Genomic DNA, 22,232 nt, shown 5'->3' with positions numbered 1-22,232 from the left:
ACCGTGGAGAGCGGGAAAACCCGGGACCGCACCCGGCGCGGACCGGCGGCCGGCAGCGGCACGGGCGGTCGGCGGCACGAGGGGTCAGAGGCAACGGGCGCCCAGGCGGGAACGGTCAGAGGCGGGGACGGGCGCCCAGGTGCGAGATGGCCCGGGAGGCCAGGTGGCAGCCGGAGGCGAGGGCCTCGGCCGGGGGCTTGCCGCCGAGCCAGGCGGGCAGGAAGCCGGCGGTGAAGGCGTCACCGGCACCGGTGCCGTCGACCACGCGCTCCACGGGCTCGGCGGGAACCCTGATCGGGTCGGGGCGGTTGTTGGCGTACCAGAGCGCGCCCTCGTCGCGAAGCTTCACGACGACCTGGGGGAACCAGGCGGTGAGGACCTTGGCGGCGGCGGCGGGGTCGTCGCGGCCGGTGAGGACCTTGGCCTGGTCGGCGTTGGCGAACAGCAGCTTGGCGCTCTGCGTCCACTCCAGGAAGGGCTCGGCGCCGGTGCGCTCCAGGGGGGCGGAGGAGGAGCAGTCGACCGAGACGGACATCCCCGCGCGGCGGGCCATCTCCAGGGCGGCCATGCCGGCGTCGCGGGAACCCTCGTTGATCAGGGTGTAGCCGGACAGGTGCAGGTGCCCGCCCTGGGAGAACAGGTCGCGGGGCAGGTCCTCGGGGGACAGGGCCGCGTTCGCGCCCGGGTCGGACAGCATGGTGCGCTCGCCCTTGTGGGTGACGAGCACCACGCAGGTGCCGGTCGGGCGCTCGGGATCCATGACGAGGCGGGCGTCGACGCCGTAGCCCATCAGCTCCATGTCGCGGTTACGGCCCGTGATGTCGGCGCCGCGCCGCCCGATGAAGGCGACCTCGGTGCCCTCGACGGCGAGCCAGGAGGCGATGTTGGCACCCGAACCACCGCCGTGCATGGTGACGATCGCCGGTGTGTCGCTGGCCCTGGCCAGCGGGTAGCGAGCCCGCGCGACCGCGTCGGTCATGAGATCGCCCACCACGACCACCCGCGTCATGATGTCACCACCTTGCTGCCTTCGATGCCGACGTGCCTCTAGACATGCTTCAAGCCATACCTCTGGTCGTGCCTCTAACCGCGAAAAACTTAACAGCTTCCGGCCAGCGTATGGGGTCTTGACCGGACACCGGGCCACAGTCGATGCACAAGCGTTGCGTGAATCCGTCCGGGTGGTCTGCCGTCTGAGATTCGCGTCTACTCTCGGGACTGTGGAGGCTGCTCAGTATCCCGCTCACTGGGAGGCGGACGTCGTTCTCTCGGACGGCGGCACCGCCCACGTACGCCCGATTCGGCCCGCCGACGCCGACCGGTTGCGTTCCTTCTACGGCCGGCTGTCCGACGAGTCGATCTACTTCCGCTTCTTCGGTCCCCGTCCGCGGCTGTCGGAGCGGGAGATCACCTGGTTCACCAACGTCGACTACGAGAGCCGCGTGGCGTTGATCGCCACGATCGGCACCGAGATGGTGGCGGTCATCCGCTACGACCGGATCGAGCCCGGTGAGGCCGAGGTCGCCTTCCTCGTCGAGGACGCCCACCAGGGCCGGGGGGTCGCCTCGGTGCTCCTCGAACACCTGGCCGCCACCGCCAGGGAGCAGGGGATCGCACGTTTCGTCGCCGACGTCCTGCCCGCCAACCAGAAGATGATGGCGGTGCTCAAGCAGGTCGGCTACACCGCGCAGAGCCGCTTCGCCGACGGCGTGGTCAGGATGACCCTCGACCTCACCCCGACCGAGACCGCCCAGGAGGTGACCACCGCCCGCGAGCACCGCGCCGAGTCCCGCTCCATCGAACGGCTGCTCTCCCCGGGCTCGGTGGCGGTCGTGGGAGCGGGCCGCGAACCGGGCGGCGTCGGCCAGACCGTGCTGCGCAACCTGCTCGGCGCCGACTTCGCCGGCCCGGTCTACCCCGTGCACCGCGAGGCGCGGGCCGTCGCGGGGGTGCGGGCCTACCCGAGCGTGACGGCCATCGACGGCGAGGTGGACCTCGCCGTGCTCGCCGTACCCGCCGACGGGGTGATCGAGGTGGTCAAGGAGTGCGCGGAGAAGGGCGTACGCGGGCTGATCGTGGTCTCCTCGGGGTTCGGCGAGACCGGGCCCGAGGGCCGGGCCAGGCAGGACGAGCTGGCGCGCATCGCCCGCGCGTACGGCCTGCGGGTCGTCGGCCCCAACTGCCTCGGCATCGCCAACACCGACCCCGCGGTACGGCTGAACGCCACCCTCGCCGCGACCCTCCCGGGGCTCGGCCGGGTCGGCTTCTTCAGCCAGTCGGGCGCCCTGGGCACCGCGCTGCTGCAGCGGGTGGCCCAGCGCGGCATGGGCATCTCCTCGTTCGTCTCGGCGGGGAACCGCGCCGACGTGTCGGGCAACGACCTGCTCCAGTACTGGGAGGAGGACCCGCGGACCGACGTGATCCTGCTCTACCTGGAGTCGCTGGGAAACCCCCGCAAGTTCGCCCGCCTCGCGCGGCGCATCTCGCGCCGCAAGCCGATCGTGGTCGTCAAGAGCGGCGGCACCACCCAGGGCGTGCCCACCGGCCACGCCGCGCCCGTGCTCGGCCTGCCCGACACCGCGCTCAGCGCGCTGTTCGAGCAGGCGGGGGTGATCAGGGTCGACGACCTGATCCAGCAGTTCGACGTGGCGCAGCTGCTGGCCTACCAGCCGCTGCCGGCCGGGTCCAGGGTCGGGCTGGTCAGCAACTCCGACGCGATGGCGCTCCTCGCGGCCGACGCCTGCGTGCGGGTGGGCCTGGAGCCGAGCCCGCCGGTCAACCTCGGCGCGCGGGCCTGCGCGGAGGAGTTCGGCGCGGCCCTGACCTCGGTGATCCCGGACGTGGACGCCGTGGTCGCGATCTACATGCCGCCCATCCCCGGCGACGGCGCGGAGGTCGCCGCCGAGCTGCTGCGCGCCTCCCGCGACTGCGGCAAGCCGGTGCTGGCCACCTTCGAGGGCAGGATCGGCATGCTCGACGAGCTGCGGGTCGGCGCCGTACCCGGGCGGGGCTCCATCCCCTCGTACGCGGCGCCCGAGGAGGCGGTCCGCGCGCTCGCCCACGTCGTGCGGCACGCGCGCTGGCTGGAACGGCCCGCGGGACTGCCCGAGGAGATCGAGGGCGTCGACGCCGGCGCCGCGCGCGACCTCGTGCTCGCGACGCTCGGAGACGCCCCGGCCGAGATCGACGCCTCGGAACTGCTCGCCCGCTACGGGGTGGAGGTCTGGCCGTCGGAGACGGTGGAGTCGCCGGAGGAGGCCGTCGAGGCGGCGTCGAGGCTCGGCTGGCCGGTCGTGCTGAAGGCGGCGGGCCCCGAGGCGGCCATGCGCGCGGGGACCGTGCGGCTGGGGCTGTCAGGGCCCGACGGGGTACGCGACGCCTACGCCGACCTGACGCGCCAGCTCGAACCGGAGGCCGTGCTCGCGGTGCAGCGCATGGCCCCGCAGCCCGCGGTGCCGACCGTGGCCGGGGTGATGGACGACCCGGCCTTCGGCGCGGTGGTCTCCTTCGGGCTCGGCGAGATCACCGCGAGGCTGCTGCGCGACGAGGCGTACCGGCTGGCCCCGCTGACCCGCGAGGACGCCGCCGCGCTGGTGAGGTCGCCGCGCGCCGCGCCCCTTCTCCTCGGCGAGTACGGCTACCCGCCGGTCGCCGTCGAGGCCCTGGAGGATCTGCTGATCCGGCTCGGGCGGCTGGCGGACGACCTCCCCGAGGTGGCGCGGCTCACCCTCGACCCGGTGCTGGTGGGGGAGTCCGGGGTGATCGTGCTGGGCGCCCGCGCCGTGCTCCGCAGCCACGAGGGCCCGCGCCCCGACGGCGGCCCCCGGCGTCTCGGCTAGAGGACTCACCCGTTCTGGCCCGTCGGCCGGGCCGCGGGGACGATCTGGACCGTGCTGGCGACGGTGGCGGGCGCGGGGCCGGTCTCCATCGCGGTCTCCGTGCCTGTCTTCGTGCCCGTCTCCGCGCTGGGGTCGACCACGTCCTCCATGCCGTCCCGGACGGCATGGACGGCCCTGCCGGACGCGGTCAGCGTCCCCGAGGCGTTCCGCGACACGGCCACGCCGACCGTGATCCGGGGAAGCTGGAACCCGGGGGCGACCAGGCCGCGCGTGCCGCAGCCGACGACCCTGGCCGTGATCCGGCACCTCCAGCCCGTACCCGAGGCGCTCACCGGGGTCAGGCCGGAGGGGAAGTGGTAGGCGACCTCGGTCGGGCGGGTGATCCCGGCGGAGCCGGGGGCCGCGGTGACGTCGATGGAGAACGTGCCGGCGCCGCCCGCCTCGAACGGGCCGTCGTGAACCGTGGTGAGGATCAGGTCGCCGGGGAGCTCCGCCCCCGAGACGGACGGGCCCACGGCGGTCGCCGCCGCTGCAGTCATGGCGGCCGTCACGACGGTCACCGGGACGGTCGCCGCGAGGCGTGAGAGGCCGGTCCGCCACGCGGGCCGGGCCCGTTGCGGCGAATCCGGCCGTGCTCCTCCGGTCCCTCCGGTCCGCCCCGCTGAATCCGGACCTTCACCGGCCATATTCCTCGCCCCCGATTCCGATAGGAATGCACCGCTTCCGATTTCGGGGCGGTGAAAAGCATTCCCAGATATGTAAAGCAAGGCGGAGAATGCGGAGAATCGCCCGTTACCGCTCCCCGGACGTACGCGCACGCCACCGCTATCGCTCCCGATAACCCCGACGGGATCACGCCAAACCGATCGGAGGGTAAAGCCGCGGGCGGGAACGGGCTCCAGGCGGCTCCCGGAACGCCCCTGCGACGCCTTTCCGGCCGGAGAAGCCGATGGCGGGCCGCATCACGATTTGCACCGCGGGCCGAAGCTCACGTGCTCCCGGTGAAAGCGCTGCCCCGGACAGGGCAGGATGGACCCATGAGGGAAACCCGACTCTCGTCCGCCGGCCTGCGCGACGCCATCGACCGCAGTGGCTACTATCCCGACCTGGTCGCCGACGCGGTCGAGTCCGCGCTCGGCAAGGAGCAGGTGGACGCCTACGTCGTGCACCACGAGGCCACCTTCGACCCGGCCATGGAGGTTCGCAGGCACGTCACCGTGCTGGTGCTCTCCCCCACCCGGCTGCTCGTCTGCCACACCGACGAGCACCCGCCGGTGGAGGGGGTGTCGGCGTCCCACGCCTCCACGACCACCGAGGCCGTGCGCCTCAGCCGGATCCAGTCGGTCGCGGTCACCCGGGTCGTCCCCGACCCCGCCTCCTACGTGCCGGGAGTGCCGCCCACGGAGGTCACGCTCACCATCGGCTGGGGGGCCATCTCCCACGTCGACCTGGAGCCGGCCACCTGCGGCGACGAGAACTGCGAGGCCGACCACGGATACACCGGCGCCATCACGGCCGACGACCTCTCCCTGCGGGTGAGCGAGGCGGCCGACGGGCCGGAGGCCGTCTCCCACGTGCTGGCCTTCGCCAAGGCACTGTCGGAGGCCACCGCCCGCACCGCCTCATGAACCCCCTGGTCCCCGCGTACGGGACGGCCTCGCTCGCGGACCTGTCCGCCTCGCTGCTCGCCGCGGTCGGGGTGGACGGCGACAACCCGCTGGATCTCGCCCCGGCAGGGCGGGTCCTGCTGTTCCTCGTCGACGGCATGGGCGCCGAGCTGATCCGCGCCCACCCCGACGTCGCGCCGTTCCTGTCCTCCCTGTCCGGCGGGGTGTCCGGCGGGGTGCTCACCGCGGGCTTCCCCGCCACGACCGTGACCAGCCTGGGCACCCTCGGCACCGGCATGCCGCCGGGCGGGCACGGCATGCTCGGCTACCAGCTCGCCGTGCCCGGCGCCGGATACATGCTCAACTGCCTGCGCTGGACCGCCCCGGGCCCCCTCGTCGAGCCCGGGGAGTGGCAGCCGGCCCCGACCGTCTACGAGCGCGCGGCGGCGGCCGGCGTCACGGTCAGCTACGTCGGCCCGGCCAAGTTCGAGACCACCGGCTTCAACAGGGCCGTCTACCGGGGCGTGCGCTTCGTCGGGGCCGACGAGGTCGACGACCGGATCGCCGGGGTCCGCCACGCGCTGGCCGAGCCCCGGGCCCACGTCTCGGTCTACTACGGCGACCTCGACTCCACCGGCCACGTCAACGGCTGGGGCTCCCCGGCCTGGCTCGACCAGCTCGCTCTGGTCGACCGGATGGCCGAGCGGCTGGCGGAGACGCTCCCGCCGAACTCGGCGATGTACGTCACCGCCGACCACGGCATGATCAACGTCACCGACCGCGTCGACGTCGACGCCCTCCCCGAACTGCGCGAGGGCGTCACCCTGCTCGGCGGGGAGGCCAGGGCCCGCCACCTCTACACCGCCCCCGGCGCCTCGGCGGCGGTCCTCGACACCTGGCGCGACGTCCTCAAGGGGAAGGCGTGGGTGGTGTCCCGGGAGGAGGCGGTCGAATCCGGCTGGTTCGGGCCGGAGATCCGTCCGGAGTGGCTGCCCAGGATCGGCGACGTCCTCGCGGTGCCGTACACCGACTGCGCCGTCGTCGCCTCGGTCGCCGAGCCGCACGAGGCGGGGTTCCTCGGCTGCCACGGCTCGCTGACACCCGCCGAGCAGCACGTTCCCCTTCTGGAGGTAAGCACCCGATGAGCCCGCTGATCACCCCCGCCGAGCTGGAGGGCATGACCGGGGTGAGCGTCCTCGACGTGCGCTGGAAGCTCGCCGTCCTGCCCACGGGACCGGCCGGGATCGACTCCTACCGCGAGGGGCACATCCCCGGCGCGGTCTTCTGCGACCTGGAGACCGACCTCGCGGCCCACGCCGGGCCGGGAGGCGAGGGCGGGCGCCACCCGCTGCCCTCCGCCGAGGCGTTCCAGGAGGCGATGCGCCGGCTCGGCGTGTCCGGCTCCCGGACCGTCGTCGTCTACGACGGGGCCGACTCCACCGCGGCCGCCGCCCGCGCCTGGTGGCTCCTGCGCTTCTTCGGCCACCCCGACGTGCGGGTCCTCGACGGGGGCCTGCGCGCCTGGGTCTCGGAGGGCCTGCCGGTCTCCGTCGAGGAGCGCCGCCCCGAGCCCGGCGACTTCGAGGCGCGGCCGGGCGGGATGCCGGTGCTCGACGCCACACGGGCCGGCGAGCTCGCCGCCGACGGGGTGCTGCTCGACGCCCGCGCGGCCGAGCGCTACCGGGGCGAGGTCGAGCCGATCGACCCGGTCGCCGGGCACATCCCGGGCGCGGTCAGCGCCCCCACCGGCGAGAACGTCGACCCCTCCGGACGCTTCCACCTGCCCGACTTCCTGCGCGAACGCTTCAACACCCTGGGCGTCGTCCCCGGTGTGGAGGTCGGCGCCTACTGCGGATCCGGCGTGACGGCCGCGCACGAGGTGCTGGCCCTGGAGGTGGCCGGCATCCCGGCCGCGCTCTACGTCGGGTCGTGGTCCGACTGGGTGACCGACTCCTCCCGGCCGGTCGCCACCGGCTGACCGCCCCGGACGATCAGCTCCTTCCGGCCGGTCGCCACCGGCCGGCCGCCCCGGGTGACCGGCTCCCGCGGGCCGGTCGCCACCGGCCGGTCCCCGCACCCGAAGCAGACGAAGCCCGCCACGCCGGTCTTCCCGCTCGCGACGGCCAGCGCCCGCGCGGGCGGGTCGCCGGCGGCCAGCGCCCCGTGGAAGGCGGTCATCAGCGTCAGCGTCTCCTCGTCGCGCACCGGCACCAGGCTGGCCACCACGCATCGCGTCCCCAGCGACAGGAACGTGCCCGCCAGCCCCAGGGGCGCCCCGTCCGCGGGGGCGTGCGCCATCCCCGCGTCGCACGCCGACAGCACCACCAGCGCGGGCGGGGTGCGCAGCCGCAGCAGGTCGTACGCCATCAGCGGGCCGTCGTCGAGATCGATGCTCGACAGCAGCGGGCTGCGCGGGGAGAACATCCCGTGCGCGGCCAGGTGGGCCACGTCGGCCCGCCCCAGCGCCGCCATCACCTCCGCCCGCCGCGCCGCCACCCGCTCGGTCCCCGGATGGCACTCGCCGACCATGCGGGCCTCGGCCTCCGCGTACCGCAGCCCCGGTCCCGCCACCACCACCGGCACCGCCGCCCCCCGCCCCTCCCGCACGGCCGGCACCCGCCACCCGGCCAGCCAGGCGGCGGCGCTGGCCGCCACGGTCACCGGCCGGTCGGCGTTCATCGGCAGCAGCGGCCAGGGCAGGGTGTGCAGCGTCCCCGTCGGCACGATCACCAGCGGCCGGCCGCCCAGCCGGTCACGCAGCGAGCCGAAGAGGAGCCGCTCCAGCTCCGCGGCCTCCGCGCCGGGCTCGGGGGCGCTCCCGTCGAGCAGGTGCGTCCTGCGCAGCCCGTACCGGAGGCGGACGGTGGCCTCGGCGACGGCGGCGAACGGTCCGAGACGGCGCAGCGTCACGCGGTCCCGGGCGACCACGACGGCCACCAGGTCACCCTCGTGGCGGACGAACTCCACCAGGATCGACTCCCCGAGCGCCGCCCGCAGCGCGGCCAGGCCGGGCGCGAGCGGCCGGCCGGCACCCCCGGTGACCGCCCGCCACCGCTCGGCCCAGGCCAGGACCGCGCGGCCCCGCCCGGTCCGCATCGCCAGGGCCAGCCCGAACCCGGCCAGCGGCTCACCGGCCCTGGCGGCGTGCGCGCGCACCACCGGATCCTCGAACGTCCTCGTCCCGGCGCCCACCTCCGCCAGCCCGGCCAGCACCGCGGCGAACGCCCCTCTCCGATCTCCCGTCAGGGACCGTCGCAGCGCCGTCGCCTGAAGGGCGACCACCCCGCGGCCCGAGCGGGCCAGGAGGGCCAGCTGCTTCTCGGCGGACGGCCGGTCTCCCAGCCCGAGCGAGACCTCGGCGGCGGTGAGCCTGAGCGCCGCCGAGGTGTCCCCGTGCCCGGCGGCGTCGAGGGCGTCGGCGCACGAGAGCATCGCCGCGGGCAGCTCCGCCGAGGGCGGGTCCAGCGCGAGCCGGGCCCGCAGGACGATCTCGTCGGCCACCGGAGCCAGCACCGTCCGCCCCTGCGCGGCCAGCTCGCGGGCGGCCAGTTCGGCGCTCTCCCGGGCGCGGCGCGGATCACCGGTGCGCAGCTCGACCCTGGCGAGCAGGAGGAGGGCCTCGGCCAGCGCCGTCCCGGCGCCCGCCGCCGCCAGCTCGGGAACCGCCATCTCCAGCAGCACCCGCGCCTCGCCGGGCAGATGGGCGCCGACCAGGGCCTCGGCCAGGTCGCAGCGCACCGTCGCCAGCCGTTCCGGGTAGCCGACCAGGACGCTCTCCGCGCGCCGGTAGGCGCTGAACGCGGCGGGCAGGTCACCGCGCCGCGCGGCCAGGAACGGCAGGTTCCCCTCGGCGAGCGCGAGAACGTGTTCCAGGCCCGCGTCCCTCGCCAGCTCCGCGCACCGGCTCAGATCGTCCTCCGCCGCCCCGAACTCCCCGAGGAACACCCGGGCGAGCCCGCGGTTCAGCATCGCCCCGGCGAGGAACCTGACGTCGCCGCCGAGGACGGGCACGGCCCGGTCGCAGTGGTCGACGGCCTCGCGGTAGCGGCCGAGCCGCGCCAGGGCCACGGCCCGGTGCACCCCGAGCTTGCCCACCTCGGCCGGGGTCAGGCCGGGCTCGGCGTCCGCGGCGACGGCCAGCGCCTGCTCGGGGTGCCCCAGCTCCGTGCGGACGTGGACCAGCGACAGCCGCGCCTGGGCCGCCCGGTGCGGCAGCCCCGCCGAGAGCGCGATCCGCACCGCCCGGCCCAGCCGCTCCTCGGCGAACGGCAGGTCGCCCAGCTCGCGCGCCGCCACCGCCAGCGCCCGGTGCGCCACCGCCTCCGCCTCGCAGTGCCCGCACCCCGCGACCCGGCCCGCGACCGCGCCGCCGTCACGACCGCCGCCCGAGTCGCTCTCCGGATCACGTTCCGGGGCGCCGCTGCCCGAAGCGCCACCCGGGCCGGGCCGATCGGCCGCCTCCCGGCAGGACGCGGGAAGCGCGGCGAGCACGGTGCGGGCGAGCGCGAGGGCGCGGGCCGGGTCGCTGCCCGAGAGCTCGACCGCGTGCTCGGCGGCGGCGAGCGCCTCGTCGGAGGTCACCTACGGGCGGATCCGGGTCCAGCTGGTGACCACGGGACAGCCCTCGGGCCGGTGGCACACCACGCTGAACCAGCCCGGCGGCAGGCCGGTGACGGCGAACTGGCCCGTCGCGGACAGCGCGCGTGACTCGGTGAGGTGCAGGGTGCGGACCTCGACCAGCGTGCCCGCCTCGGGGCAGGGGGAGATCTGGCCCGCCAGGTCGACCAGGCCGTCCACGGAGGTGATCTCCAGCTCCACCGTGAGCTCGCCGGCGGTGAACCTCAGCAGCCGGGGCTCCTCGGCGGACCGGACGCCTCGCGGCACGGGCGTGGCCACGGGGCGGGCCGTGGTGGCGTCGGGCAGCCGCAGGCCGAAGGCCGCGCGGGCGGCGGCCGTCACCCGCGCGGGCACCGGGTCGTTCCCCGAGGCCAGGCGCAGCGCGGCTATCAGGGACTCGTCGTCGATCGCCGTCGGATGTCGCGTCACGGTGTCGCCTCCCGGGCGGTGAGCAGGGTGCGGAGCCGGTTCAGGCAGCGGCCCCGGGTGGGGCCGTAACTGCCGCTGGGCATGCCCAGACGCCCGGCCAGCTGGTGGACGCCCGCGTCGGGGGCCGTGGCCATCAGCCGGAACAGCGAGCGGCACGGCTCCTGCATCTCGTCGACGGCCTGCCACAGGCGGCGGCCCTCGTCGGCGCTCAGCACGGCCAGCGCGGGATCGGCGTGGGCGTGCCCGGCGCCGGCCGGGGCGAGGTGCGCGTGCTCGACGTCCGCCGGGTCGGCGACCAGCCGCTCGCCCCGGTGCCGCCGGCTCAGCAGGGACGCCTCGCGCTTGGCCGTGGTGAACAGCCAGGGACCGATCCTGTCCGGATCGCGGATGGTGTGCAGGCTCTCCAGCAGCCGCAGCCAGGTGCCCTGCACCGCGTCGGCGGCGTCGGCCGGGCTCAGGTCGTAGGCGCGCACGGCCGACCACAGCAGCCCTTCGAAACGGGTGACCAGCTCGTCCCAGGCCGCCTGGTCGTCCACCAGGATGGCGTCGATCGTGTGCTGGTCGCCCACCGGCACCTCCATGGCCGCGTAGAACACTCTGGGTATTCGCGTGAAGACTTTGGGTGAGACTTTAGCCGGGCATGGGCACGACGACTCCCAAATCGGGGATCCGCCTGCTCCCGGACGGGTCGAGGACGTGCTTCACGGCCTCCGGGGCGGGCCGGTCCGCGCACGCCGCGGCGATCGCCCCGCTCACCAGGGCGGTGGCGAAGGAGGTCCCGCTCCAGCGCGCGTAGCCCTGGAACGCGCCGTGCTCGAGGAAGGTGCTGGACAGCCACTCGCCGGGGGCGCACGCGTCCACCCACGGGCCGTACGCCGAGAACGGGGCCCGTGCCTCCCCGCCGGAGTCCAGCGCTCCGACGGCGATCACCCCGGGTGACGCGGCGGGCCAGAAGGGGCGGTCGGAGGCGGTGTTGCCCGCGCAGGCCACCGTGACCGTGCCGGCCAGCTCTTCCAGGGCGGCCTCCACGAGCGGGGAAGGCCGGTCGTCGAAGGTGTGCCCGCCGAAGGACAGGTTGAGCACCCGTGGCGGTTCGGCCCGCAGCCGTCCCAGGACGTGCAGCAGCCCGGCCTCGTCCCCGATCCCGTGGCCGTCCAGCACCCGGATCGGCCGCAGGTGTGCCAGCGGGGCCGATCGCAGGATCAGCCCGGCGACGAACGTGCCGTGTCCCGCCTGGAGGTCCAGCTCGCCGTCGCCGTCCGAGTCGGGTGTCTCGGCGGACTCCCGTCCCCGTTCCAGGAACCACGGCCTCTCCTGCCACCAGGGGTGCTCCGCCAGGCCGGTGTCGGCCAGCGCCACCGTCACGGCGCTCGCCGGGGGCCCGGCCGGGGCGGGCTCGGGCGCGGGGAGGGCCGCGCGGGGGAAGGGGCGGGAGGCCGGGCCACCGAAGTAGAGCGGCTGGCCCGTCAGGACGTGGTTGGGGGAGGCCCGGACGCCCCGTGCCCGCACCGACGCCACCAGGTCGCAGACGTCCACGCCCGGTGAGAGCCGCACCCGGTAGATTCCCCCGGTCTCGGTGACGGCGTCGGCCCAGCGGGCGGTGGCCGCGAGGCCGGAGGCGTCGGTCAGCATCTGGCCTTTCCTGATCAGGGCGGGCGAACCGGGGATGGGTTCGACCCGTTCGATGCCGGTGTTCATCTGGTCCTCCGGGGGGCGATCACCAGTTCGTGGGGTTTCCTTCATTCCCGAGGATGCCCCGGCCAAGTGCCCGCGCCGCAACATCTCGGTATGACCCCCCTCTGGTGCGACGTCACAACCGACGGTAGTCTCTCCTTCAGTCACTTGTGATCATCCTGGTATGAGGCCGTTGGGGAAGGCGCACCTCGTACGAAACGGGAGGTCCGGTGTCTGCTCGTGGCGTGCTTTACGTCCACTCGGCTCAGCCTGCGCTGTGCCCTCATATTGAATGGGCGGTCGCAGGTGTCCTTGGCGTGCCCGTGGACCTGACCTGGACGCCACAGCCCGCCGCGCCCGGTCACGTGCGCGCGCAGGCCGAGTGGGAGGCCCGTGTCGGTACCGCGGCGGCCATCACCTCGTCACTGATGGGCTGGCAGCGGATCCGCTTCGAGATCACCGAGGACGCCTCACCGGGCGCCGACGGCACCCGGCACGCCTACACCCCCTCCCTCGGCGCCTTCACGGCCGTGGTCGGGGCCACCGGCGACATCCTGATCCCGGAGGACCGGCTGCGCTCCGCCATGCTGATGGCCCGCCAGGGCCGCGTGGTGCTCGAGGAGGAGCTCGACCGCCTGCTGGGCAAGCAGTGGGACGCCGAGCTGGAGTCGTTCCGCTACGCGGGCGAGGGCGCTCCGGTCCGCTGGCTGCACGCCGCCGTCTGATCGGGCATGTCCCTGCCGGCGCCTTCCGCTCTCTCGCGTGGAACGGCCGCCGCGGACACGATTTTGGAACGTGCCCGGCGGCCGTTCCGCCGGGACGGACGCGGCCCGCGGCGACGCCCTCGCGGCCTCGCGGCCCGTTTCGATCCCTCGCGCGGACGGCTCCCACGGGCCGCCCGGCCACGATCGTCCCGCTCCGGGGAACGGCGTCATCGCGCGGAGGCCTCTCCCGCCGCGGGGGAAGGGCGGCGGGAGAACGGGTGAGCCCCCGCCGGCGGGACCGGCGGGGGCTCGTCGAACGACCGCGAGAAGGGGATCAGAGAGGGATGTTGCCGTGGGCGCCCCTGGCGGGGGTCGCCTGGGCCAGGACCCTGGCGATGGCGCCCCGGGTCTCCTCGGGCTTGATGACCTCGTCGATCACGCCGAGCTCGACGGCCCGGTCGAGGCCGCCGGCGAGGATCTCGTGCTCCTCGGCGAGCCTGGTCTCCAGGGCTGCGCGCTCCTCCTCGGGGGCGGCCGCGAGCTCGCGGCGCTTGAGGACGCGGACCGCGGCGACCGCGCCCATGACCGCGATCTGGGTCGTCGGCCAGCCGAACACCTTGGTCGCGCCCAGCGAGCGGGAGTTCATCGCGATGTAGGCGCCGCCGTACGCCTTCCTGGTCACCAGGGTGATCCGCGGTACGGAGGCCTCGGCGAAGGCGTGCAGGAGCTTGGCGCCGCGGCGGACCACGCCGTCGTGCTCTTGGCCGACGCCCGGCAGGTAGCCGGGGACGTCCACCAGGACGACCAACGGCACCCCGAAGGCATCGCACATCCGGACGAACCGTGCGGCCTTCTCCGCCGAGGCGGAGTCGAGGCAGCCGCCCAGACGCAGCGGGTTGTTGGCCACCACGCCCACGGTCCGGCCCCCGAGGCGGCCCAGGGCGGTGACGATGTTGGGCGCCCACTTGGCGTGCAGCTCCACACCCGGCTCGTCGAGCAGGCCCGTGACGAGCGGCTTCACGTCGTAGGCGCGGCGCACGTTGTCGGGCAGCAGGCCGGAGAAGTCGACCTCCTCGACCTCGGTGCGCGCCCGGCCCTGGTGACCGAGGAGCACCGCCAGGCGGCGGGCCTGCGCGTAGGCGTCCGTCTCGGTCCCGGTGACCACGTGGACGACGCCGCTTCGCCTGCTGTGCGGCTCGGGACCGCCCAGGGCGGCCATGTCGATCTGCTCGCCGGTGACGCTGCGGACCACGTCGGGGCCGGTGACGAAGATGCGCCCCTCGTCGGCCAGGATCACGATGTCGGTCAGCGCCGGGCCGTACGCGGCACCGCCGGCGGCGGGGCCGACGACCACGGACAGCTGCGGGACCACGCCGGAGGCGCGGGTCATCGCGGCGAAGACGCGGCCGACCGCGTGCAGTGACTCCACCCCCTCGGCGAGGCGGGCGCCGCCGGAGTGCCAGACGCCGATGACGGGAACCCGCTCGCGGACCGCGACGTCGTAGGCGTGCACGATGTGCTCGCACCCCTCGCTGCCCATCGCACCGCCCTGGACGCGGGCGTCGCTGACGAACGCGACGACCGGCACACCCTCCAGGCGGCCCGTCGCGGCGAGGATGCCGCTGCGGTCGACCGGCGAGATCAGACGCGGCGAGCCCTCGTCGAGCAGGGCGGAGAGACGCGCCTGGGGGTCACGGGGATCGAGAGGGTCCTGTCCGGACTCCTCGCTCACCACCCTGTTGCCGAGCACGGTCATCAGCTACCTCCAGCATGGAGACCCCGGAGCTCAGTCCTGGGCGGGAAACGCGGCGCGTCGCCGCGCGGTGTTGGCGGGCTTCCGGCCGTCCGGCGGCGAGAACCGAGCCGCCGGACCTACCGCCGGGCCGGCGAGATGTGCGGCCGGCGAAGGCCGCCGGCCGGTTTCCCGTCCCTCGCCTCGACCGGAACGGCGACCGCCCGCGAAGAGGGGAGGCCCGGCCCGTGAGGGCTGGAACTCCCCGGCTCGCGTCGCGGGAGGGAGGCCGGCACGGGCTTCCTGTCAGAGGCCGGTGAAGGCCACGGCTCAGAGACTGGTGAAGGCCACGGCGACGTCGTGTCCGCCGAACCCGAAGGAGTTGTTGATCGCGGCGATCTGGCCGTCGGGCAGGGCGCGCGGCTCGTCGCGCACGATGTCGACCTCCACGCCGTCGTCGAGGTCGTCCACGTTGATCGTCGCAGGCGCGCGACGCTCGTGCAGCGCGAGGACGGTGAAGACGGACTCGATGCCGCCGGCGCCGCCGAGCAGGTGACCGGTCATCGACTTGGTGCCGCTGACCAGGGGGTGGTCGCCGATGACTTCCTTGATCGCCATCGTCTCCACCACGTCACCCGCGGGGGTGGAGGTGGCGTGCGCGTTCACGTGCTTGATGTCCTGGCCCGTGAGGCCGGCGTTCTCCAGGACGCGGCGCATGGCCAGCATGACCCCGGCGCCGGTGGGCTCGGGCTGCGCGATGTGGTGGGCGTCGGCCGAGTAACCGACGCCGGCGGCCACGGCGTAGATCGTGGCGCCGCGCGCGAGGGCGTGCTCCTCGGACTCCAGCACCAGGATGCCCGCGCCCTCGCCGAGGACGAAGCCGTCGCGGCCCTTGTCCCACGGCCTGGAGGCGCGCTGCGGCTCGTCGTTGCGGGTGGACATGGCGCGCATGGCGGCGAAGGAGCCGATGTTCAGCGGGTGGATGGCCGCCTCGGTGCCGCCGGCCACGACCACGTCGGCCCGGCCTGAGCGGATCATCTCGATGGCGTACCCGATCGACTCGGCGCCGGTGGCGCAGGCGCTCACCGTGGCGTGGACGCCGGCGCGCGCGCCGACCTCGATGCCGATCCAGCCCGCCGAGCCGTTCGGCATCAGCATGGGGACGGTGAACGGTGAGAGCCGCTGCCAGCCCTTCTCCTTGAAGGTGTCGTAGGCGGCGAGGATCGTGGTGATGCCCCCGATACCGCTGCCCACGACGACGCCGAGCCGCTCGGGGTCGACCTTGTCGATCGCGGCGTGCGCCCACGCCTCACGGGCCGCGATCAGGGCGAACTGCTCGGCCCGGTCCAGCCGCCGTGACTCCGGCCGGGGCAGGACCTCGGTCGGTTCCACGGCGGAGAGGCCGGCGAACTTCACCGGGACGGAGTCGACCCAGTCGGCCGTGATGGTGCTTATCCCCGACTGACCGGCGAGGAGCGCCGACCAGGTCGAGGCGACGTCCCCACCGAGGGGCGTGGTCGCGCCGAGCCCGGTGACGACGACACGTACCTGGTCTGTACTCACTGCTGCGCTCCTTGTGAATCGCTGGTCAAATCGGTCGGGGGAGGAAGCCGGGACGTCTCAGTTCTGGATGAAGTTGATGACGTCCTTGACGGTCTTGAGGTGCTTGAGCTGGTCGTCCGGGATCTCGACGCCGAACTCGTCCTGAGCGGCGACGGCGATCTCGACCATGGACAGCGAGTCGATGTCGAGGTCGTCGACGAAGCTCTTCTCCGGGGTGACCTCGGTGGCCGGGATCCCGGTGATCTCATTGATGATCTTGCCGATACCGGCGAGGATCTCCTGCTCGGTCAGAGCCATGTCGCGTGTTCTCCTTGCGATCGGGTTTCTTCTGGTTTCCCGTGCGGCGGGGCCGCGCGGAAGCTCTAGGGGATCTCGATGACCTGGCCCGCGTAGGTCAGGCCCGCGCCGAACCCCAGCAGCAGGGCGAGCCCGCCCGACCGCACCTCGCCGCGCTCGATCATCCGGGACAGGGCCAGCGGGATCGAGGCTGCGGAGGTGTTGCCCGCCAGGACGATGTCCTTGGCGACGACGGCGTTGTCCGCGCCGAGCCTGCGGGCGATCGCCTCGATGATGCGGAGGTTGGCCTGGTGGGGCACGAAGGCCGCGAGGTCGGCCGGGTCCACCCCGGCACGGTCGCAGATCTCCTTGGCGATGGGGTGAAGCGCGGTGGTCGCCCAGCGGAACACGGTCTGGCCCTCCTGGTGCAGGAAGGAGTCGCGGTCCTTGATGATGATCGCGTCGAACTTGTCGCCGGCGCTGCCCCACACGACGGGGCCGATCCCCGGCGTGTCTGAGGGGCCGACGACGGCGGCGCCCGCGCCGTCGGCGAAGATCACCGCGGTGGCCCGGTCGGTCCAGTCGATCCACTGGGAGAGCTTCTCGGTGCCGACGACGAGCACGTGGGTGGCGGAGCCCGCGCGGATCGCGTCGTTGGCGACCGCGAGCGCGTAGCAGAAGCCCGAGCAGGCGGTGTTGACGTCGAACGCGCCGGGGGCGTCGATGCCGAGCCGCGTGGCCACCCGGCCGGCGGCGTTGGGGATCTGCGTCTCCAGCGTGCAGGTGGCGACGATCACCAGGTCGATGTCGGAGGCCGCCAGGCCGCTCGCGGCCAGGGCCTTGCCGCCCGCCTGCACGGCCAGGTCGATCTCGGACTCGCTGTCCGGGGCGATCCGGCGTTCCTTGATGCCGACGCGGCTCTGGATCCAGGCGTCGTCGGTCTCCATGGTCGCCGACAGGTCGTCGTTGGTGACCACGTTGGAAGGCTGGTAGTGACCGAAGGCCAGGACCCTCGCGCCCGGCGCGCCCTGTGAGATCTTCATTCGTCGATCACCGTTCCTCATGCGACCCGAGGGCGGCTCGCGCGGCCTCCAGGTCGTCGGGGGTCTTCAGGGCGACGGTCGTCACCCCGCGCAGAGCACGCTTGGCCAGGCCGGTGAGCGTGCCGCCGGGGACAAGTTCGATCATCGTGGTGACACCGCGCTCGGCCATCGTGGCCATGCAGGCGTCCCAGCGCACCGGGTTGGCGACCTGGGTGACCAGGCGCTCCATGAACTCGGCGCCGCTCGTGACCGCCGCGCCGTCGCTGTTGGACAGCAGCGTGACGGAGGGGTCGGCCGGCGTGATACCCGCGGTGGCCTCGCGCAGGTGGCTCGCCGCGGAGGCCATGTGCTCGGTGTGGAACGCGCCGGCGACCGACAGCGCGATCACCCGGGCCCGCGCGGGCGGCTCGGCCTTGAACGCGGCCAGCTGCTCCAGCGTGCCGCCGATCACGATCTGCCCGGCGCCGTTGATGTTGGCGGGGGTGAGCCCCTTGTCGGCGATGGCCGCGAGGACCTCCTCCTCGACGCCGCCGAGAACGGCGGACATGCCGGTCTCTGTGATCGTCGCGGCCTTGGCCATGGCCTGGCCGCGCTCGCGGACGAGGCCGACGGCCTGCTCGGGGGTGATCACTCCGGCCAGGGCGGCGGCGGTGAACTCGCCCACGCTGTGCCCGGCCACGATGTCGGGAGAGGCACCGAGGACCTCGGCGACCGCCAGGCCGGCGGCCACGAGCAGTGGCTGCGCGACGGCGGTGTCACGGATCTCGTCCGCGTCGGCGGTGGTTCCGTAGGCGATCAGATCGAGGCCGGCCAGCTCCGACCAAGCGGTCAGCCGATCGGCCACGCCCGGGAGTTCGAGCCATGGACTGAGAAAGCCTGGAGTCTGGGCACCCTGGCCCGGAGCGACGATGACGAGCACAAAATCCAGCCTGCCCTGTAGAGGTTCACTACATGGATAGAGATCCAGACGAAGTTTGTCCCCACTTCTTTGTAGGGAAGCTACAGCGAGAGTTTCGCAAAGGTTAAGTAAAGAGCTCTAAGCCGGTGGCGTTTCGGACAGACGCCCGAGAATCAGCCCCACCTGGAGGGTGAAGGCGGACCGTCCCTCGGTCGGCTGGTAGCCGGTCAACTCCGTGATCTTACGAAGACGGTAGCGCACCGTGTTCGGATGGACGAACAGCAGCCGGGCCGTCGCCTCCAGGGAGGTGCCCTGCTCCAGATAGGTCGCGAGGGTGTCGAGGAGCGGCGTGCCGATCAGCGGCAGGTAGACGTTCTCGATCAGCTGCGCCCTGGCGTCGCCGTCGCCGTCGATGGCCCGCTCGGCCAGCAGGTCCTCGGCGTGGACCGGCCTGGGCGCGTCCGGCCACCCCGCGGCGGCCCGCAGCCCGGCCATCGCCGCCCGCGCCGAGCTGGCGGCCGAGTGCAGGTCGGCCACCTCGGGCCCGATCACGATCGGGCCGGGGCCGAAGCGCGGCACCACGTGCCTGGCCGCGGCGGCGACGCTGTCCGCCCCGCCCACGATCACGATCAGCCGGTCCCCCTGCACCCCGGCCAGCATGTCCAGGCCCGACCTGCGGCCCCGGTCGCGCAGCGCGTCGATCACCGCCTGCGGGTCGTCGTCCGGGGTCTGCCCGGCCAGCACCACGACGGGGGCGGAGGTCCAGCCGAGCGCGGCGGCCCACGAGTGCAGGCCGTCGTCGACCTCGCCCCTGACCAGGGCGTCCACGATCAGCGCCTCCAGTCGCGCGTCCCATGCCCCGCGGGCCTCGGCCTCTCGCGCGTACACCTGCGCGGCGGCGAACGCGACGTCGCGGGTGTAGCGGAGCATGGCCTGCTGGAGCTGGTCCTCCCCGCCGGGTGCGGCCAGATCCCCGGTCTGCGCCTCGACCACCTCGACCACGACCCGCACGATGTCGACGGTCTGCTGCAGCGAGATGGACCGCTTCAGCTCCCTGGGCGCGGTGCCGAAGAACTCGATGCTGGGCGTCGGGCGGCCCTCGCCGGCGTGCTGGAACCACTCCACGAACGCGGCGATCCCGGCCTGGGCCACCAGTCCGACCCAGGATCTGTCCTCGGCCGACAGGGCACGGAACCACATGAGCCGGTCGTCCATCCGGGACATGGCGGCCGTGCCCAGCGTGCCCATGGCCCGCTCCAACCGGCGGGTGGTGTCCTCCCGGATCCGGTCCGAGTCGAGATCACTCCCGTCTTCCCCGGTCACGACGTCGCTGTTGCTGAACCCTCGCTCGTTCCGCTCCCTCACGCCACTAAGAGTGCCAGGTCGCGCGAGATGCGCCAGCCGCGGTCACGGACAGCGCGCGCTCCCCTGTCTTGTACGTCCCGCACGAACCGATCCCGTACGTCCTGCACGAACCGATCCCGTACGTCCTGCACGAACCGATCCCGTACGTCCCGCACGAACCGATCCCGTACGTCCCGCACGAACCGATCCCGTACGTCCCGCACGAACCGGTCTCGTACGTCCTGCACGAACCGGCCCCGTACGTCCGCCGGGGCGCGGACGTACGGAACGGGGCGGGCGCGGCCGGACGGCCGGTACAGGGGCTCAGATGACCGCGACGGCGGTGATCAGCCCGATCGCCAGGTGGGTGACCGCGAGCAGCCGGGCGCCCGGCTGGAGCTCCGGCTCCGTGACCAGCTCGCGCACCGAGATGCCGGCCACCTTGTCGAACGCGAGCATCGCCACGGTCTGCACGGCGATGCCGACCAGGCCGAAGACCAGCGTCGCGAGCAGGCCCTCGTGCAGGGCGCCGCCCGAGGACCAGATGGAGGCCGCCACGATCAGCCCGACGGCCGCCAGCCCCGAGCCGGTGAGCAGGGTCGCGTTGGGGTTGCGCTCCTCCTTGATGAGCTTGCTGAGCTTGCCGGGGGTGACCAGGTCGATCACGTAGAAGCCGACGATCAGCAGGATCACGCCGAGCGCGGCGTACGAGGCGATCGCGAGCGCGCCGCGCCCGAGGGTCTCGGCGAGCGAGATCGTCACGTCGGGCAGCGCGGGCGGCGTGGGCGGCGCGGGGGTGGGACTCATGTGTCGTTTCTCTTTCCGGGACTCAGAGCTCGATGCGGTGCGGGACGAATGACGACGTGTCGTCGGTGATGAACCCCGAGGTCTCGCGGATGCCGACACCCGCCGCCTCGTCGTGGACGACCCAGGCGCCGAGCACGGGGCGCCAGCCCTCGAAGACGGGCAGCGCCTGGAACTCCTGGTAGACGTATCCCTCGGCGCCGTAGCCGCCGGGGGTCTCGACGCGCTCGCCGGGGGTGACGATCCGCATGCCGGCGCCCTCGCGGCCGAGCAGCGGCTTGACGATGTACGAGGACATGTCGCGGGGACCGTCGAGGTAGGCGGGCAGCAGGTTCGGGTGCTGCGGGTACAGCTCCCAGAGCACCGCGAGCAGCGCCTTGTTGGACAGCAGCATCTTCCACAGCGGCTCGATCCAGGTCGTCGAGACCTGCTGGCGCACCGCCCGCGTCCCGAACGGGTCGGCGACGGCCCACTCCCACGGGTACAGCTTGCAGAGCGAGCGGATCACCCTGCGCTCCATGTCGACGAAGCGGAGGTTGAGGTCGTCCCAGCCGATGTCCTCCATGGCCACCGCGACGGTCTTGAGCCCCGCCTGGTCGGCGGTCTCCTGCAGGTAGGCGAGGGTCATCACCTCCTCGCCCGACTCGTCCATGTTGGTCCAGGCGAAGTGCGTGGGCCCGGTGGGCAGGCCGGTCGAGATCTGCTGCCACCTGGCGATCAGCCGCTCGTGGATGGAGTTCCACTGGTCGTCGTCCGGGTAGCGGTCGCGCAGCCAGAACCACTGCACCACCGAGCTCTCCAGGAGGCTGGTGGGGGTGTCGGCGTTGTACTCCAGCAACTTGGCGGGACCGGTCCCGTCGTAGCGCAGGTCGAAACGGCCGAACAGGTGCGGGTCGTTCCGCTCCCAGGAGGCGGCGACCTCCGGGGCCAGCCACTCGGGGATCGCGAAGTCGGCGTAGCGGCCCTTGGCGACGACGTGCTCCACGGCGTGCAGGCACATCCGGTGCAGTTCCTCGACCTGGTTCTCCAGATCGAGGACCTCGTCCATGGAGAAGACGTACTGGACGGTCTCGTCCCAGTACGGGCGGTCGAGGCCTGCCGGATGGGCCGAGCGGTGGTAGGCGAGGCCGTGGCTCTCGATGACGCTCTCCCAGTCGTCGCGGGGGAGCGAGGTCTCGCGTCTCATCTCCTGCTCACCTGCTGCTCATCGGTCCGGATCAGCTTCCGCCGCCCGATCCGCCGCGCCCGCCGAAGCCGCCCCGCTGGATCACCGTGCCCTTACGGGTGGTGATGTGGACGTCCGAGGGACGCACGGTGGTGCCCTTCCTGATGTGGGCGCCGGACCTGATGCCACCGTAGTACCAGCCGTAGGCGCCCCGTGACCCGTAGTAGTGCCTGTCGTCGTCGCAGTAGTCCTCGTCCACGACCGCGTAGGTGCCGTCCGGCTGGCGGCTGTTGAGGTCGACGCACTCGGCGCCCACCTCCTCGTAGTCCTCCTGCGCGGAGCAGTAGCCGATCAGGAGCAGGGAGACGACACCGATCCCGGTGATGGTGACCGCCTTGGAGGCCTTGAAACCCGAGGACTTGGGAGGCGTTTTCCCCGAGGGGTTCCGCGGTGCGGCCATCGGGTGTTGTGGTCGTGCGGCCATCGAGCTCCAATGAGATACGTCGCCACAGGTTATCGAGGTGGTTTTGTCTGTTC

The 22,232-nt window shown here is 73.3% G+C and carries 21 protein-coding genes; 6 read left to right on the top strand and 15 right to left on the bottom strand.

Annotation, left to right across the window (positions count from 1 at the left end; translation table 11 throughout):
- Positions 1-115: 115 nt before the first annotated feature.
- Positions 116-1,009, bottom strand: a complete 894-nt coding sequence (locus ACTOQ1_RS04580; RefSeq protein WP_440064634.1) for a carbohydrate kinase family protein — start codon at positions 1,007-1,009, stop codon at positions 116-118.
- A 211-nt stretch (positions 1,010-1,220) separates the two neighbouring features.
- Here ACTOQ1_RS04580 and ACTOQ1_RS04575 point away from each other — a divergent pair, with 211 nt between their 5' ends.
- Positions 1,221-3,839, top strand: a complete 2,619-nt coding sequence (locus tag ACTOQ1_RS04575; RefSeq protein ID WP_440064633.1) for a bifunctional acetate--CoA ligase family protein/GNAT family N-acetyltransferase — start codon at positions 1,221-1,223, stop codon at positions 3,837-3,839.
- Between the two features lie 5 nt (positions 3,840-3,844).
- Here ACTOQ1_RS04575 and ACTOQ1_RS04570 read toward each other — a convergent pair whose 3' ends face one another.
- Positions 3,845-4,378: a hypothetical protein gene (locus tag ACTOQ1_RS04570; RefSeq protein ID WP_440064631.1), complete on the bottom strand. Its 534-nt coding sequence runs from the start codon at positions 4,376-4,378 to the stop codon at positions 3,845-3,847.
- Positions 4,379-4,876: 498 nt separating this feature from the next.
- On the opposite strand from ACTOQ1_RS04570, the gene ACTOQ1_RS04565 reads away from it, so the two are divergent.
- Genes ACTOQ1_RS04565 through ACTOQ1_RS04555 form a run of 3 tightly spaced genes read left to right on the top strand, consistent with a single transcriptional unit; the run spans position 4,877 to position 7,424 of the window.
- On the top strand, positions 4,877-5,467 hold the full coding sequence (locus tag ACTOQ1_RS04565) for a DUF5998 family protein (protein WP_344918415.1): 591 nt from the start codon (positions 4,877-4,879) through the stop codon (positions 5,465-5,467).
- Positions 5,464-6,591, top strand: coding sequence for an alkaline phosphatase family protein (locus ACTOQ1_RS04560; RefSeq protein ID WP_440064630.1), 1,128 nt, complete (start codon positions 5,464-5,466; stop codon positions 6,589-6,591). The genes ACTOQ1_RS04565 and ACTOQ1_RS04560 overlap by 4 nt, the downstream gene beginning before the upstream one ends.
- Positions 6,588-7,424: a sulfurtransferase gene (locus ACTOQ1_RS04555; RefSeq protein WP_440064628.1), complete on the top strand. Its 837-nt coding sequence runs from the start codon at positions 6,588-6,590 to the stop codon at positions 7,422-7,424. The genes ACTOQ1_RS04560 and ACTOQ1_RS04555 overlap by 4 nt, the downstream gene beginning before the upstream one ends.
- Here ACTOQ1_RS04555 and ACTOQ1_RS04550 read toward each other — a convergent pair.
- The 4 genes from ACTOQ1_RS04550 to ACTOQ1_RS04535 form a co-directional block, all read right to left on the bottom strand.
- Positions 7,364-10,027: a CHAT domain-containing protein gene (locus ACTOQ1_RS04550; RefSeq protein ID WP_440064627.1), complete on the bottom strand. Its 2,664-nt coding sequence runs from the start codon at positions 10,025-10,027 to the stop codon at positions 7,364-7,366. The genes ACTOQ1_RS04555 and ACTOQ1_RS04550 overlap by 61 nt on opposite strands.
- Entirely contained in the window at positions 10,028-10,492 is a 465-nt protein-coding gene (locus tag ACTOQ1_RS04545; protein WP_440064626.1) for a hypothetical protein, read from the bottom strand.
- On the bottom strand, positions 10,489-11,061 hold the full coding sequence (locus ACTOQ1_RS04540) for an RNA polymerase sigma factor (RefSeq protein ID WP_440064625.1): 573 nt from the start codon (positions 11,059-11,061) through the stop codon (positions 10,489-10,491). The genes ACTOQ1_RS04545 and ACTOQ1_RS04540 overlap by 4 nt, the downstream gene beginning before the upstream one ends.
- Positions 11,062-11,122: 61 nt before the next feature.
- Entirely contained in the window at positions 11,123-12,190 is a 1,068-nt protein-coding gene (locus tag ACTOQ1_RS04535) for a S8 family peptidase (protein WP_440064623.1), read from the bottom strand.
- 206 nt (positions 12,191-12,396) lie between these two features.
- On the opposite strand from ACTOQ1_RS04535, the gene ACTOQ1_RS04530 reads away from it, so the two are divergent.
- Positions 12,397-12,891, top strand: coding sequence for a DUF3145 domain-containing protein (locus ACTOQ1_RS04530; protein ID WP_344747901.1), 495 nt, complete (start codon positions 12,397-12,399; stop codon positions 12,889-12,891).
- A 313-nt stretch (positions 12,892-13,204) separates the two neighbouring features.
- On the opposite strand, the gene ACTOQ1_RS04525 is transcribed toward ACTOQ1_RS04530, so the two are convergent.
- The 6 genes from ACTOQ1_RS04525 to ACTOQ1_RS04500 form a co-directional block, all read right to left on the bottom strand.
- Complete coding sequence (locus ACTOQ1_RS04525; protein ID WP_440064621.1) at positions 13,205-14,626, bottom strand: acyl-CoA carboxylase subunit beta; 1,422 nt, start codon at positions 14,624-14,626, stop codon at positions 13,205-13,207.
- 306 nt (positions 14,627-14,932) lie between these two features.
- On the bottom strand, positions 14,933-16,165 hold the full coding sequence (gene fabF / locus ACTOQ1_RS04520; RefSeq protein WP_440064620.1) for a beta-ketoacyl-ACP synthase II: 1,233 nt from the start codon (positions 16,163-16,165) through the stop codon (positions 14,933-14,935).
- Between the two features lie 57 nt (positions 16,166-16,222).
- Positions 16,223-16,462, bottom strand: coding sequence for an acyl carrier protein (locus ACTOQ1_RS04515; RefSeq protein WP_350945978.1), 240 nt, complete (start codon positions 16,460-16,462; stop codon positions 16,223-16,225).
- 65 nt (positions 16,463-16,527) lie between these two features.
- Complete coding sequence (locus ACTOQ1_RS04510; RefSeq protein WP_440064617.1) at positions 16,528-17,484, bottom strand: beta-ketoacyl-ACP synthase III; 957 nt, start codon at positions 17,482-17,484, stop codon at positions 16,528-16,530.
- 7 nt (positions 17,485-17,491) lie between these two features.
- Positions 17,492-18,403, bottom strand: coding sequence for an ACP S-malonyltransferase (locus ACTOQ1_RS04505; protein WP_440064616.1), 912 nt, complete (start codon positions 18,401-18,403; stop codon positions 17,492-17,494).
- Positions 18,404-18,520: 117 nt separating this feature from the next.
- A complete protein-coding gene (locus ACTOQ1_RS04500; protein WP_440064779.1) occupies positions 18,521-19,630 on the bottom strand; it encodes a PucR family transcriptional regulator in 1,110 nt (369 codons plus the stop codon).
- 185 nt (positions 19,631-19,815) lie between these two features.
- Between ACTOQ1_RS04500 and ACTOQ1_RS04495 the strand changes: the two genes are divergently transcribed.
- Positions 19,816-20,058, top strand: coding sequence for a hypothetical protein (locus tag ACTOQ1_RS04495; RefSeq protein WP_440064614.1), 243 nt, complete (start codon positions 19,816-19,818; stop codon positions 20,056-20,058).
- On the opposite strand, the gene ACTOQ1_RS04490 is transcribed toward ACTOQ1_RS04495, so the two are convergent.
- Genes ACTOQ1_RS04490 through ACTOQ1_RS04480 form a run of 3 tightly spaced genes read right to left on the bottom strand, consistent with a single transcriptional unit; the run spans position 20,051 to position 22,155 of the window.
- A complete protein-coding gene (locus ACTOQ1_RS04490) occupies positions 20,051-20,533 on the bottom strand; it encodes a DUF350 domain-containing protein (protein ID WP_440064613.1) in 483 nt (160 codons plus the stop codon). The genes ACTOQ1_RS04495 and ACTOQ1_RS04490 overlap by 8 nt on opposite strands.
- 22 nt (positions 20,534-20,555) lie before the next feature.
- Positions 20,556-21,716, bottom strand: coding sequence for a glutathionylspermidine synthase family protein (locus tag ACTOQ1_RS04485; RefSeq protein ID WP_440064611.1), 1,161 nt, complete (start codon positions 21,714-21,716; stop codon positions 20,556-20,558).
- 31 nt (positions 21,717-21,747) lie between these two features.
- Positions 21,748-22,155, bottom strand: coding sequence for a hypothetical protein (locus tag ACTOQ1_RS04480; protein ID WP_440064610.1), 408 nt, complete (start codon positions 22,153-22,155; stop codon positions 21,748-21,750).
- Positions 22,156-22,232: the final 77 nt, after the last annotated feature.

The sequence above is a fragment of the Streptosporangium sp. OZ121 genome (genome assembly GCF_051918885.1).
Taxonomy (GTDB): Bacteria; Actinomycetota; Actinomycetes; order Streptosporangiales; family Streptosporangiaceae; genus Streptosporangium.
This window is presented reverse-complemented; position numbering and strand designations above follow the sequence as displayed.